We start from the raw sequence: 15282 nt of genomic DNA, 5'->3' as shown, positions 1-15282 counted from the left end.
AAATTAGAATAAAGTATCAATAAAAAGTTCACTTTTAACGCCCGGAACACCTGGTGTAAAATCAGTAGAAACCTTAGTTCCTTTGATGATCTTACCATTTTGGTTCAGCATGATAAAATTTAAGGTCCAGTTTCCTGTCATGGTATAATTGACAAGACCGTGATACAATCCGTCATTCCCTTGTATTAAATCCTGATTATTGGGAGATGAATGATTTCCCATAGAAGGTTCCGGCATTCTTGGATCCAATTGCAGAGTATAGCCCTTCACTTCCGAATAAGAAAACTGTATAGGATCAGGAAAATTCCCTGTAGATACAGCAGGCTTATTGTATTTATAGATTCCTGCTACCAAGCTGTTTTCTGCAACTTTCGGTTTTTGAGGCGCAATAAGTGCAATACAATATTGTTCACCGTCATTTCCCGTAAAAGAGGTCATATTAAGGTTCTTATTCCCCTGTTCATTAACCGTGATATCTTTATTGATGGCATATATCTTCTGATTGACTGTGAAACTCAAATAAAAGCTCCAATTTGCCAGTGCATTGCTTTTATCCGTAAATACGGAATACCCTAAATAGTACTTACCATCCGGTTTGTAGCTCAGAATATATTGATATGGACATGAAGTTTTGCTTCCATCACCTTTCGTCATGATGGGTAAAAAAGTAACTTCCGAAGCATTGATATTTTCGTTTGTCTGAGTATTGATGACCTTTACTCTGATTTCATTATACCCTTGATAAAATGTTCCGTTTAAAGTTTCAATACTTATTTTATAATGATCTTTATTTATAGCTGTTGCTTCTTTAAATTCATAGAGTTCCGGAACAGTTGTATTGGTTTCATTTTCGTAATCTGTTTTGTCGAGGGTGCAGGAAACAACCATCAACAGTACACTCATTACAAAAAGTTGATACATTTTCATTGTTGATTTTTTTAGTTGATAATACAATAGAAATACTTTGAATGCGAAAACATCCAATATTTTTTACCACAAAAGGCACAAAAGATTTTATACTTAAGTTACTTAAGAGTTACAACTGAATTGTTGAAAGTGCACTTAAGCTTTTTTGAAAATCAAAGATTTTCAATTTTTGTAAACTTATTAAGCATGAAGCATTAAGCTTATTAAAACTATGTTCAATAAACTTTTGTGGTTAATCTCTATAAGTGAATAGTTGAATCCTAAAAAACAGGTGGTTTGAAAATGTGTTTCAGAAACAGAAAAGAATAATCTGTTTCGTAGAGAAAATTGAAATTGGAAACAATAATTTTTCCGGTGATAGCAACTTCTACAATCTCAGGCAGCGTATACACATCAAGAATTTTCTGCCCTGAATTCTTTGCTTTGTTGAAAGGAGTAGATTCCGTATCAGCATTGGTTTTTGCCAGCTCTTTGCTTAAGTAGCATTTTCCGTTACAGTGAACTTCCGGTTTGCTTTTATTAACACAAAGCGTGTTGGCAATATAATTATAATTTACAGCATACTCAACCAAAGGGATCAGAGGTCTGAACACCATATAGCCAATAAAGAGTATGCTGTAAATTATTTTCATTAATTATTTTTTGCTTAAAGCTTCATCATATCTTTTGCTGACTTCTTTCCAGTTCAGCACATTCCAGATTGCAGAAAGATAATCTGCTCTCTTGTTCTGATATTTCAGGTAATAAGCGTGTTCCCACACATCTATTCCCAGAATAGGAGTTCCTTTTTCTTCTACAATATCCATCAATGGATTGTCCTGATTAGGGGTAGAGGAAACGAAAAGTTTTCCGTTTTTATCCACGGCAAGCCATGCCCATCCTGATCCAAAACGGTCTGCACCAGCTTTACTCATCTTTTCTTTGAAAGCATCCAGACTTCCGAAAGTTTCGTTAATAGCTTTTGCTAATTTTGCAGAAGGTTGAGTATTTTTCTCCGGAGTAAGGATCGTCCAGAAAAGCTCGTGGTTATAATGTCCTCCCGCATTGTTTCTTACCGCAGGACTTAGCTTGGAAGTTTCAGAAAGAATCTTAAGTAAAGTTTCTTTTTCCTGTGGAGTTCCGGCAATGGCTTTATTCAAGTTGGCAGCATATGCAGCACCATGCTTTGAATAATGAATTTCCATTGTCTGCGCATCTATTGATCCTTCTAATGCATTATAAGCATACGGTAAAGGAGTTTGCTTAAACTGAGCCAGTGTAAACTGAGCTGCTAATACTGCTCCTAAAGCAGCAATTTTCATAATCTTCATAATGTTTTGTTATATGGTTAAACAATATTTTACTTTAGAATGGAAGTTTGAGGCCGGAAGATGGGAGTACTTGAAATTTTAAAAACAATTAAAGAATTGCTTAACGATCAATACTTCCAGCTACCATTCTTCCTTCTAATTTAATAACTTCTTAATATCCTCAATCAGGATTTCTCTATCCGGATGATATTTTCCATTTAGCTTAGGATTTTTTCCTTCCGGATCCTCATAATTCAATCCTGAATAATAAAGAATCGGCATATTTTCTTTATTATACCTGCAACGAATGTTCCCTTTTTCATCTACCAAAGCAATCATTCCACTGTGATTAAGACTTTCTGCTTCATCTTCTTTGTCTCCAACATAGATATTGAACTGATCGGCTAATTTACCAATATAACTTCTATCACCCGTCAGGAAATGCCAGTTAGGAGATTTCGCTCCAATTCTTTGAGCGTGTTCTTTCAAAGCTTCCGGAGTATCATTTTCCGGATCGATACTGATAGAAATAATTCCGAAATCAGGATTATTGATATGGTTTTGAACGGCCTTCATATTCGTATTCATCACCGGGCATATCGTAGGACATTTACTGAAGAAAAACTCTACCAGATACACCTTTCCCAGCATATCTTTATTGGTTATTTTTTTACCATTCTGATCTGTCAGTTCAAAATCAGGAACCTTCATCACCGTATAAAGATTCTTTTTAAAGTAACTCATTCCCACTCCTATCCCTAAGAAAAGTAAAGCAAAAATGGCAATCGGAATAATAACCTTAGTCTTATTATTTTTTGGCATAGCTTTCAGGATTTTTTTTGAATTCATCTTTACAATACGAACTGCAAAAGCCATATACCTTAGCTTTATATACTGCAGTATCTTTTAAAGAGCCTGCGGTTTTCATGTGACAAATAGGATCTTCTTCATTCACTACCTGGACATTCTTTATATTTTCCCCTGAAGTGCTCATGTTCATTTTATGTTTTACCTGAGGTTCTTTTGTACACGACAACAGGGCTATTGACAGCAAAGCCGTCAAAATAATTTGAAATTTCATTTTAATAATCAATTGAAATTAATACTATTGAATAAAATTACGAGATTAAACAATACATCAAAATAACCACACGATCAGATGCTATCATATAAAATTAACATAGCTTTTCATGTAAATCTATAATAAATTGTTTAAGTGTATTTTAGTTTAAAACTAAAACATTAGTTCAATATAAAAATTAAACTAAAGGAGGATGGAATATCCTGGAAAAATAGTCTGAAGAATGTAAATCAAAATAATATGAACCTGGAGCTTCAATCCGTGGCTCAATATATTTATGCTCTAAAAAAGAAAGGATTTCATTGGAAAGGAAAACATCCAGCCCTGCAATCTTTACCGTTTGTGAACTGTTTGATTGCTTTTCTGTTTTTGCCAGCTCTTTCTCTACATAACATTTCCCTTTACAGGTAGACTGAGGAACTTTTCTGTTTTCACAAAGATTTTTCACAATATAATCATAGTTTACAGCATAGTTTACCAGAGGCAGAACAGGACGTACTGCAACCGTAAAAATGATAAATATGGAAATGAATAGCTTCAATTCTTCAGTTCTGTGTTACAAATATACTATTTCAAAACTGTTTTACCTCTTATTTATGATGAATGTCATTAATGAGTTCTTCTAAATTTCCTTAATGTACATAGGAATATCCAAAGGCATTAAAGAGTTTTTAAATATCCTCAGCAATCTGATACCTATAAATTTAATAAAACTGTATCTGTCATCATGTTAATATTATGGCGAACTTTGGTTACAAGGCTTTAGAATTTATAAGATGATTCAGATCAGAACTGCCATATCAGAAGATGCACAACATATTGCACTACTGGGAAGAATAACCTTTACAGAAACATTTTCGGACTATTTGCGTGATCCAAAGGATCTATTTGATTATTTTGAACGAACCTTCAGTGTAGCTAAAATCAGGAATAGTATTCAGAATCCTAATAATAAATTCTGGATTGCGTTCTGGAACGAACTTCCGATTGGATATGCCAAACTAAAAATTAATTCTCCAACAGCGTTTATTAATTCCACTGCTGTTTCTCAGTTACAGAAAATTTATGTCCTGAAAGAGTTTTTGGATAAAAAAGCAGGAAAGGCATTAATGGATGAATTGATGAATTCTTTTGAAAATTCTGACCACCAATATATCTGGTTATCTGTTCTGAATTCTAATGAGAGAGCATTACAGTTCTATGATAAAAATGGTTATTCCAAAATTGGAGAGCATCAGTTCAGTATAGGGAAAGAGGATTTTAATTTCTTTGCCTTATCCAAACAGAAAATTTAGTTCTTTATAAAAGTTTAATCTTGTTAGCTCTGTTGTTTTTTCAGCAGGGCTTTTTCTTTGTTGCTATTTTTGTTGGAATTCGCGAACACACGAAGAATTCTTAAAAGATTACATTTTTAAGCTGCTATGATTATAATTGAATACCACATATTTGATAGCCACGAATTCACGAATAACCTTATTAGGGTTAAAGCTCTACACTAAATTGGAATGATTTTTTTTGAAAAAGGATATTAAAACTTTATAGGCTTATGGTGAAAAGTTCAAATAAATAATTCGTGAATTCGTGGCTGAAAAACATATATGAGTCTTAGCTGAAAATCTTTGATTTCTTACCCCTTAAAATCTTCACCAGCATCATAAAACCCCTTACCCCCTTGCAAATTCCAAAAACAAAAACAAAAAAAGACCCTGCTGTAGCCAGCAGAGCCTTCATTAATATAATATAGTTGTATGTTTTTTGTCTTTAAAACTTCATTCTCTGAATTCTTACTGCATTTAAGATCGCCAGCAAAGCAACTCCTACATCAGCAAATACAGCTTCCCACATCGTTGCTAAGCCTCCGGCACCAAGTACAAGAACTACCGCTTTCACAGCAAAAGCAAGGATAATATTCTGCCAAACGATCTTTTTCGTTTGTTTTCCAATATTGATGGCCATTGGAATTTTACTTGGTTTATCATCCTGAATAACAACATCTGCCGTCTCAATGGTAGCATCACTTCCCAAACCTCCCATCGCGATTCCTACATCGCTTAAAGCAACCACTGGAGCGTCATTTACCCCATCTCCTACAAAAGCCACGGTCTGGTTTTTTGCTTTGATCTCTTTTACTTTATTCACCTTATCTTCCGGAAGAAGATCTCCGAATGCATTATCAATTCCCAGCTGATCGGCTACATACTTCACCACAGTTCCTTTATCTCCACTCAGCATGGTCGCTTTTACACCCATTTTATGAAGATTATCAACGGTTTCTTTAGCATCTTCTTTTATACTGTCTGCAATGGTAATATATCCCGCAAATCTTTTATCATAAGCCACTGCAATAAGTGTATACACAATATTCGCATGGTTGATATCATAATTGATATTGAATTTATCCATTAATTTAAAGTTCCCAACCAGGAGCTCTTTACCATTGACAGTTGCTTTCAATCCGTGTCCCGCTATTTCTTCTACATTCTCTAAAGGAATAGAATAATTAATATCTCCTACATAATTGTGAATAGCAGTAGCAACCGGATGGGTACTTTTACTTTCCAATACATTCACCATCTGAAGGATTTCATCTTTATTAAATTCCGGGGCAATACTTACCTCCTGAACATTGAAAACTCCTTCCGTCATTGTTCCTGTTTTATCCATCACCACATTCTGAATTTCTGCAATAGCATCCAGGAAGTTACTTCCTTTAAATAAAATCCCGTTTCGGCTTGCTGCCCCGATTCCTCCAAAGTAACCTAATGGGATGGAAATTACTAAGGCGCAAGGACAAGAAATTACAAGAAAGATCAATGCTCTGTATAACCAATCCCTGAACTGATAATCACTTACAAAGAAATAAGGCAGTAAACAGATTCCTATGGCAAGAAGTACAACAATGGGCGTGTAAACTTTAGCAAATTTTCTGATGAATAGTTCTGTAGGGGCTTTCTGAGCAGTTGCATTTTGCACCAGCTCTAATATTTTACTTAATTTACTGTCTTCATAAGCTGTATTAACTTTTACAAGAGCAACACTGTTCATATTGATCATCCCTGCAAGCACAACTTCACCTTTATTTTTGGTATCCGGCTTACTTTCACCTGTTAAAGCAGCTGTATTGAATGAAGCTGAATCTGAAAGTAATTCGCCATCCAAAGCTAACTTTTCGCCTGGTTTCAACTGGATGATCTCTCCAATTTTACTTTCCTTTGCTTTAATGATTTTTGGTTGATTATTCTCCAGGATTGTAACCTCATCAGGACGCTGATCTAATAAAGCTTTGATATTTCCTTTTGCTCTGGTAACTGCCATAGTCTGAAATACCTCTCCTACAGCATAAAAAAGCATTACGGCTACTCCTTCGGGATATTCTCCAATCGCAAAGGCACCAATAGTAGCAATACTCATCAGAAAGAATTCTGAAAAGACATCACCTTTGATAATACTTTTAAAAGCGTCCTTTAATACAGGAAGCCCTACAGGAAGATAAGCTGCCAAGAACCAGACTAAACGTACCCAACCCGTAAACCAGCCCGGTTTTATATAGTTATCAAAAGCAATTCCTAACAATAGAATAATAAAGGATATAATTGCAGGAAGAAACATCTGAAAGGTACTCTGATCCCCGGTATCATGAGAGTGGCCATGTCCATCGTCATCGTGATCATGAGTATGTCCATCTCCTTCTGAATGATTATGAGTATGTCTTTTTGGGTCTATTTTTTCTGGGTTTGTACTACGGTACTTTTCCATAACTGTTATTTTTATACAAATTTAATAGTGAGAATGATGCAATGCTATTGCAAACTTTCAAGACAATTTTCACAGATTCCTTTGGCAAACAGTCTTATTTCATCAATTCTGAAATTGGTCTGTATATTCTCCGGAAAAGAAATATCTTCTTTACAAGTGGTCTGCTTACATATTTTGCAGTAGAAATGAAGGTGCCAGTCTTTATGTGTTTTTTCATCACAATCGTCATCACACAATTTATATTTTGTAGTGGTATTTTCCTGGATACTGTGAACAATTCCTTTATCTTCAAAAGTCTTTAATGTTCTGTAAATGGTAATTCGGTCTGCATTCTCAAAGTGATTTTCTATTTCAGACAAAGACAATGCAGTGTCTTGTGAGCTTAAAAAATCATATACCAAAATCCTCATACTCGTAGGCTTGGTATTTTTATCAATGAGTTTGTTTTCTATATCTTTTTTCATTTTTAATTTTTTAAAATATTACAGATGTGCTTCATTTTCTTCATATCCCTCCTCCTCGATCTGAAAAGTTGTATGGCTTATTTTAAAATTTTGAGTGGTATTATCCGTTAATGTCTTTAAAAGCGAATTCTGAGGATAGGCACTATCTTTCACAACATGAGCGCTCATTGCATTTACACTTGAGGTAAGCGACCATACATGCAGATCATGAATATCTTTTACCCCTGGAGTTTCTTCCAGCGATTTACGTAATTCCTGGATGTCTACATCTTTTGGCGTTCCTTCCAACAAAACATGAACGGCTTCCATTAGTAATTTCCATGTTCTTGGGAAAATTAATAACCCAATGGCAGCAGAAATCAACGGATCGGCATAATACCAACCGGTGGTAAGCATAATAACTCCGGCAATCATCACTCCTACGGAAGTAAGCATATCTGAAAGCACTTCAAAATAGGCTCCTTTCATATTCAGGCTTGCTTCCGAATCTTTTCTTAAGATCATCAATCCGACAATATTTACCACTAATCCGATTCCGGCTACAATCAGCATTGAGGAACTTTGTACTTCCGGTGGATTCTGAAATCGACGGTACGCTTCAATTAAAACATATATTGATATTCCTAACAAAACAACAGCATTAATTACCGCTGCTAATATTTCAGTACGATAATACCCATATGTTTTAGAAGGGTTAGCTTTTCTTTCTCCAATTTTTATGGCAATAAAAGCCAAAAGTAATCCCACAACATCTGTCAGCATATGAGCTGCATCTGCCAACAATGCAAGACTATTGGTGACAATTCCTCCTATAACCTCTGCAATAAGATAGGTACCACTTAAGGCGAGTACAATCAGCAGATTTTTTTTATGTTTGCTGGCTGCAGACTGTGTTTGTATTTGTGCTTTTATCTCTTCCATAATAAGTATGGTTTTTAGTTACATTTCATAGTATAATGGATTTTCTTTTTTTAAAGGAACGTTTTGCTCCCCCATCATTTGTCTGATGTTAATTTCAATGGTTTGTGCCAGAGAAGTCATAGGAGTATCCACTGGTGTATTTTCAAATGGATCCTGCATAATGATGGATGTCTTTTCAATCATAATAAATACAATCGGGATCAGGAAGGTAATGGCGATCTCTAGGAATAGTTGTGAATCATCTAATCCAAAAGGAAGCAATATGGCAAATACATAGATCAAAATATGGAGTAAAACACTATAAGATCTTGGGAAGACTGTATTTTTGAGCCTTTCACATTTCCCCATACTTTCACAGAGCCTGGTGATCATATCATTCAGCTGCATTTGTTGAAAATCTGTTAATCCCTTAGAAACTGCAACTTCTTTCAGCTGTCTGGAATGAGCATCCAAAAGAGCATTGGGAATATTCATCCCGCTGATATTATTCTCTTTCAGGTACTGTTTAACTTTTTCTGAGAAAGGTTGCTTTCTTAATGATTCTCCCAGGGCATAGGTCCAAATAATCTGTCTTTCCGCAAAATCCTTTATGACTTTATCATCTCCTACCGGAATAAATTGTATTACCAGCCTTATCAAAGAACGGGAGTCATTAACAATAGCCCCCCAAACGGTTCTTGCCTCCCACCATCTTTCATAAGACTGTGAAGTCCGGAACGCCAGGAGAAGCGATACTGCTGTTCCTAAAAGCGCAGGGATGTTTAATGGGAGTGAAATTTTACGGAACCATGGAAGCATATCCAAAATTCCTATGGCCACGGCAAATATTCCGATAAACAAAATCTGAGATTGTATTCCACGGAGGAAATACCCGATTGATATTCTTTTGTTTAATAGCATAGTAGAATCATTTATTAAATACTGTAAGATAATCTTTACTTCTTATCAGCCTGTTCTATACTTCAATCAACTATTTCGTAAACAGTTCTAATGTAAGCATAAAAATTGATATTCAGCTGATTCCGATCACTTTCATCATGACTTATTCATGCTCCCCTGAGTTCACCAGTTTAGCATTCACGAAAAAGGCTCCTTTCACTACAATCCTGGCATCAGCGGGAATCTGCCCTATTGGTGTAATGGCAGTATACCCCATGTCTGAAGTTCCTTTCACCACTTCTATTTTTTCAAAATTCAAAGTTTTAGGATGAGGTTTTCCTTTTTCCTCATGTTCTTCTTCCGGTTTCTTATCGGTTTGTACAAAAACATAATATTTGCTGTCTGCCTCTACGATGGCTGAAGAAGGAACTGCTGGAGTGGTACTTTTATCCAGACTTACAATACCTGTAATATTCATACCGTCAATTAACCCAGTCTTATTTCCGATCACCTGGCAGTGCATTGAAATGGTTTTGCTTTCATTTTCAAATGAAGATCCTATGCTGTAAATTCTGGCATCATATTCTGTTTCAGGGTTATTGGTCAGCTTAAAATGAACAATCTGCCCTACTCTCATTTTCGGAAGGTCTCTTTCAAAAACCTGAAGATCGAGGTGAATAGATCCATTATCAATTACTGTAGCTACGGGGGACGAAATATCCACGTAGCTTCCGATCTGTGCTGTGATTCCGCTGATCGTTCCACTAATAGGAGCTGTAATTACCAATCCGGACTTCATATTCCCATTGTTAACATTACCCGGACTTATCCCCATCATTTGAAGCTGTTTTAAAAGAGATGCTCTTTTCGTTCTTAAGGTCTTCAGCTCAGCATCGGCACTTTGTAAGTTCTTCTTTGCACCGGCATCGTTATCAAAAAGTTCTCTTTGTCTTCTGTATTCCTGTTCTGCATAGGTAATTCTACTGTTTGTAGTCAGGTAATCCTCCTGAAGCTGTATATATTCGGGATTGGCAATTGTAGCAATAACCTGTCCTTTTTTTACAATACTTCCTACCTGAACATTTAAGGTTTTGATAATTCCTCCATATAAAGAAGTAATGGTTGCTTTATTACTGTTGGGAACACTTAATAAACCATTGGCTTTAATGGTAGAGGTAAGCTCTTTCATTTCTACCGTTCCCAGAGTAACGCCTACCGACTTCATCTGTTCCTCCGTTAATGCAGCTATTGTTTCAGGAACTTCTTCTTTGGGCTTTTCTGTTTGCTCTGCCTTTTCCGGAGCTTTTTCTATTGGAGTTTCTTTCTTTCCACAGCTTGTTATAAACAGAGCAATAAGTATAAGAAATATGATATTATATTTGAGTTTCATATGCAAATATTTATTTTTTATAAGGTCATATGCAATCGTCACCTTGGTTAGTGTTTGTTTCCCTGGAATTTTATTTAACGATTTCATATTATTTATTAATGATTGAATTAATAGTTACTACAGATTGATTGACCTGTTGGATTGACTCCAGATATTTTAATTGAATATTAGTAGCTGTTTGTAAGGCAAAAAGATATTCTACATAAGAAATTTCCCCTGTTTTATAGCCTAACTGAGCTGCATTTACAATCTTTTCAGCATTAGGCAGGGCCTGACTCGTATAATAATCATACTGCTGTATATCCTGCTGATATTGACTGAAAGCATTTTCCAACTGTGTGGTTAATTGCTTTTGCTGCATTTTTGCATTGGTCTCAGCAACCTGCTTCTGATATTCCAACGATTGCATTCTTGCTTTTGTAGCTCCAAAGGTAAGTGGAATGGCAACACCCACTGTAGCCGCACTGAAACGATTTCCTGATCCATAATATCTTTCCATTCCGTTTACGGTCTGAAAGCCAATCAATGACTGGTTTGTATATCCTAAACTAAAATCAGGTAACCCTAAGGATTTCTCAACCTTTTTATTTTTTTCTGCAATTTCCATATCCTGATAAAATGCTCTTACTGACGGATTGTTAGCTACAATAGAACTGTCGAGGATATTTTCTACTTTTAAAGGTTCATAATTCTTATTGAAAGGAACCTCAAAACCTTCTGAAATATTTAAAATAGTTTTTAAATTTTTATAGGCATTATTTAAATACACCTCATTCTGTCTGAGTAACAGGTCAATTTCTCCTTTTTGCGTTTCTGCTGTATTTATTTCAATTTTTTTGATATCTCCAGCTTTAAATCTTACAGTAGCAATCCTTATAAAATCATCATAAACCTTGTCAAGACTTGTTAGCTGTGCTTTATTGTACTGGAGGTATTCAATCTGATAATAGTAGGTTCGAACCTGTCGTATCAGTTCATTGGCTGTCACTTCTTTATCAATCTGCTTACTCTTAATATTTTCGTTGATTAATTCTTTTTTTGCTTTAAAGAGTGTTGGAAAAGGAATACTTTGGGAGATCGCAAAAGACTGATCAAAATTCCGGCTATTGTACTGCCCCAACTGCGCTTCAAAACCTAACTTGGGAAGTTCTTTGGATGTTGGTCTCAATGCTTCGGCTGATTTAATACTTAAATCTTTTGATTTTAAAATTAAATTATTATCTACCGCTATCTGGACAGCTTGTTCAACAGACATTTCTCTGGACTGTGCCTTAAAAGCCTGCCCCATCATCATAAATCCTAAAATAAGAATTATAGTAAATGATCCTGTGTTATTCTTTTTTCTTTTTAAAACCTTTGTATTAAAAATAATATACAGCATTGGCAAGACAAATAAGGTGAGGAATGTAGCTGATACTAACCCACCAATTACTACTGTAGCCAAAGGCTTTTGAACTTCTGCTCCAGCTCCCGTAGAAATAGCCATTGGCAAGAATCCTAATGAAGCTACTGTAGCGGTCATTAACACCGGTCTGAGTCTGCTTTTTGTTCCTTCATATACTCTTTTCAGAAGATCAGTTTCACCTTCTTTTTCAAGTTGATTGAAAGTTCCGATCAAAACAATTCCGTTAAGCACGGCTACTCCGAAGAGCGCAATAAATCCGATTCCGGCACTGATACTGAATGGCATATCTCTCAGGAGCAGCGCAAATATACCTCCAATGGCGCTCATTGGAATCGCTGTAAAGATCAATCCTGCCTGCTTAAATGAACGGAAAGTAAAATATAACAACATAAAGATCAGCAGCAATGATATTGGAACCGCAATCATTAGACGTTTACTGGCTTCCTGTAGATTTTCAAATTGTCCGCCATAGGTAAAGTAGTACCCCGATGGAAGCTTTATTTCTTTATCAAGTTTTGCCTGAATATCTTTTACTACACTTTCCACATCACGGCCTTTTACATTAAATCCGATAACAATTCTACGTTTTCCCTGTTCACGGCTAATCTGTGCTGGACCTAGTTTATAACTTACATTGGCAACCTGAGACAATGGAATTTGTGCTCCTGTGGCCGTTGCAATCATTAAATTATTAACATCTGAAATATCTGATCTGTGAAGACTATCCAAGCGAACTACCAAATCAAAACGCCTTTCATTTTCAAAGACTTGCCCGGCGGCTTTACCTGCAAAGGCAGTACTTACCGCATTGTTGACATCTTCAATATTCAATCCGTAGTTAGCAATTCTTGTTCTGTCATATTGTACATTGATCTGGGGTAAACCACTTACTCTTTCTATCTGTGGAGCAGTTGCCCCATCAACGGACTGGATTACTTTTCCTACTTTATCAGCATATACTGATAGCGAGTCTAGATTTTCTCCAAAAATCTTCACGGCAACATCCTGTCTGATCCCCGTCATCAGTTCATTAAAACGCATTTGAATCGGTTGGTTCTTTTCAAAAAATACGCCCGGAATAGCTTCTAATTTTTCGCTGATCTCATCAGCCAGCTCATTGTAAGATTTTTTGGTTTTCCATTCACTTTGTGGCTTCAATACCACAATCATATCGGTTGCTTCAGGAGGCATTGGATCTGTAGGAACTTCGGCTGAACCGGTCTTCCCTACTACCATTTTCACCTCATCAAATTGTTTGATAATTCGGGAAGCCTGCATAGATGTTTCTATACTCTGGCTTAATGAACTTCCCTGTGGAAGAATACAGTGGAATGCAAAATCTCCTTCCTGTAGCTGTGGAATAAATTCCCCCCCCATATTCTTAAAGATGAAAGCAGCAAGGACAAAAATGGCAATGGTTGCTGAAACAATAATATATTTGATTCTAATTGCTTTTTGTAACAATGGTTGATACACCTTCTGTATGGCATTCATCATTTTATCTGAAAGCGTCTCTTTATGTGAGATTTTTTTAGATAAAAACAATGCACTCATCATGGGAATATAGGTAATGGATAGTATTGTTGCTCCAATAATTGCAAAACCTACCGTTTTAGCCATTGGGGTAAACATTTTTCCTTCTACTCCTGCCAGTGTAAGAATCGGAACATACACAATCAGAATAATAATCTGTCCAAATATAGCACTGTTCATCATTTTAGAGGCTGCACTCCCTACTTCCTGATCCATTTGAACCTGGGTCAGCATTCCTTTATTTTTATTGTGAAGTAAATGCAGGGTTGCTTCAACGATAATAACAGCTCCATCAACAATAAGCCCAAAGTCTATTGCTCCTAAGCTCATTAGGTTCGCACTTACTCCAAAGACATTCATCATTCCCAATGCAAATAACAAGGAAAGTGGAATGGCTGATGCTACAATAAGTCCTGCTCTTAGATTCCCCAAGAAGACTACAAGAACAAAAATTACAATTAATGCTCCTTCCATCAGGTTTTTCTCAACGGTACTGATCGCTCTGCTTACCAAATCTGTTCTATCCAGAAATGGCTCAATGACCACATCATTCGGAAGAGATTTTTGGATGGTAGGAATCTTTGCTTTAACATTCTCTACTACCTCATTACTGTTTGCTCCTTTCAGCATCATCACAACTCCTCCCACTGCATCTACTTTTCCGTTATACGTTAAAGCCCCGTATCGAACTGCACTTCCCAGACGAACATCTGCCACGTCTTTCACAAAGATAGGAACGCTACCTGTTTCATTTTTAACGGCTATATTTTTTATATCATCCAGAGACGACACTAACCCTATTCCTCGGATAAAGTAAGCATTAGGCTTCTTATCAATATAAGCCCCTCCGGTATTCTGATTATTTTTTTCAAGTGCTGTGAATAAGTCACTGATACTGATCCCCATTGCTTTCAATCGGTTAGGATCTATAGCGACTTCATATTGTTTTAATTCTCCCCCAAAACTATTGATCTCAGCAACTCCCGGTGTTCCGTTGAGCTGTCTTCTAACGATCCAGTCCTGCATGGTTCGAAGCTCTTTAGCATTATATTTTTTCTCACTTCCTTTTTTAGGGTGGAGAATATACTGATACACCTCTCCCAGACCTGTACTTACAGGAGCTAGTTCGGGAGTTCCTACTCCCTTAGGAATTTCTTCTACTGCGCTTTTCAGTTGTTCACTGATTAACTGTCTCGCGAAGTACACATCAACCTGCTCTTTGAATACTACGGTAATTACGGAAAGTCCGAATCTCGAAATACTTCTTGTTTCCTGAATACCCGGAACATTGGCAATACTCTGCTCAATAGGAAAAGTCACCAATTGTTCTACTTCCTGCCCTGCCAGTGTAGGGCATACGGTAATGATCTGTACCTGATTATTAGTAATATCCGGTACAGCATCTATTGGAAGCTTGGTGGCACTCCATACTCCCCAGATAATCCATACCAGGGTCATAAGGCCAATAACCACCTTGTTTTTAATACTGAATTTTATTATTTTATCTAACACGATCTATATTTAATTTTTATTGAAAATAAATGCATACAGTGAGAATACTGCAGCAAAAATATCATGAAAACCTCTGCAATGGTATTGCAAAGTTTCAAGTAAGCTTAGAAAGCATAACTTTCTAA

Annotated in this window: 13 protein-coding genes; 1 reads left to right on the top strand and 12 read right to left on the bottom strand. The window is 36.2% G+C overall.

Annotated elements, in window-relative coordinates:
* Positions 1–3: 3 nt before the first annotated feature.
* The 6 genes from EL260_RS02850 to EL260_RS02825 form a co-directional block, all read right to left on the bottom strand.
* A complete protein-coding gene (locus tag EL260_RS02850; protein ID WP_123858780.1) occupies positions 4–927 on the bottom strand; it encodes a hypothetical protein in 924 nt (307 codons plus the stop codon).
* 260 nt (positions 928–1187) lie between these two features.
* Entirely contained in the window at positions 1188–1559 is a 372-nt protein-coding gene (locus tag EL260_RS02845; RefSeq protein ID WP_123858779.1) for a hypothetical protein, read from the bottom strand.
* A gap of 3 nt (positions 1560–1562) precedes the next feature.
* Positions 1563–2237 carry a superoxide dismutase gene (locus tag EL260_RS02840; protein WP_123858778.1) on the bottom strand — a complete coding sequence of 225 codons (675 nt, stop codon included), beginning with the start codon at positions 2235–2237 and terminating at the stop codon, positions 1563–1565.
* A 135-nt stretch (positions 2238–2372) separates the two neighbouring features.
* A complete protein-coding gene (locus EL260_RS02835; RefSeq protein WP_123858777.1) occupies positions 2373–3038 on the bottom strand; it encodes an SCO family protein in 666 nt (221 codons plus the stop codon).
* On the bottom strand, positions 3025–3297 hold the full coding sequence (locus EL260_RS02830) for a YHS domain-containing protein (protein WP_123858776.1): 273 nt from the start codon (positions 3295–3297) through the stop codon (positions 3025–3027). The genes EL260_RS02835 and EL260_RS02830 overlap by 14 nt, the downstream gene beginning before the upstream one ends.
* A gap of 178 nt (positions 3298–3475) precedes the next feature.
* A complete protein-coding gene (locus EL260_RS02825; RefSeq protein WP_123858775.1) occupies positions 3476–3838 on the bottom strand; it encodes a hypothetical protein in 363 nt (120 codons plus the stop codon).
* A 235-nt stretch (positions 3839–4073) separates the two neighbouring features.
* Between EL260_RS02825 and EL260_RS02820 the strand changes: the two genes are divergently transcribed.
* Complete coding sequence (locus EL260_RS02820) at positions 4074–4592, top strand: GNAT family N-acetyltransferase (RefSeq protein WP_123858774.1); 519 nt, start codon at positions 4074–4076, stop codon at positions 4590–4592.
* Positions 4593–5058: 466 nt separating this feature from the next.
* Here the strand turns inward: EL260_RS02820 and EL260_RS02815 are convergent, their stop codons facing one another.
* From EL260_RS02815 to EL260_RS02790, 6 genes are all read right to left on the bottom strand, one after another.
* On the bottom strand, positions 5059–6708 hold the full coding sequence (locus EL260_RS02815) for a heavy metal translocating P-type ATPase (protein ID WP_394343542.1): 1650 nt from the start codon (positions 6706–6708) through the stop codon (positions 5059–5061).
* 389 nt (positions 6709–7097) lie between these two features.
* Positions 7098–7517, bottom strand: a complete 420-nt coding sequence (locus EL260_RS02810; protein WP_123858772.1) for a Fur family transcriptional regulator — start codon at positions 7515–7517, stop codon at positions 7098–7100.
* 18 nt (positions 7518–7535) lie between these two features.
* Positions 7536–8438, bottom strand: a complete 903-nt coding sequence (locus EL260_RS02805) for a cation diffusion facilitator family transporter (protein WP_123858771.1) — start codon at positions 8436–8438, stop codon at positions 7536–7538.
* 18 nt (positions 8439–8456) lie between these two features.
* Positions 8457–9338, bottom strand: coding sequence for a bestrophin family protein (locus EL260_RS02800; RefSeq protein WP_123858770.1), 882 nt, complete (start codon positions 9336–9338; stop codon positions 8457–8459).
* 142 nt (positions 9339–9480) lie between these two features.
* A complete protein-coding gene (locus EL260_RS02795) occupies positions 9481–10707 on the bottom strand; it encodes an efflux RND transporter periplasmic adaptor subunit (RefSeq protein ID WP_123858769.1) in 1227 nt (408 codons plus the stop codon).
* A gap of 88 nt (positions 10708–10795) precedes the next feature.
* Positions 10796–15157: a CusA/CzcA family heavy metal efflux RND transporter gene (locus EL260_RS02790; RefSeq protein WP_123858768.1), complete on the bottom strand. Its 4362-nt coding sequence runs from the start codon at positions 15155–15157 to the stop codon at positions 10796–10798.
* Between the last annotated feature and the right edge of the window lie 125 nt (positions 15158–15282).

This window comes from Chryseobacterium nakagawai (genome assembly GCF_900637665.1).
Lineage (GTDB): Bacteria > Bacteroidota > Bacteroidia > Flavobacteriales > Weeksellaceae > Chryseobacterium > Chryseobacterium nakagawai.
Note: the sequence above shows the minus strand (reverse complement) of the source record. Positions and strands in the feature narration are given on the sequence as shown.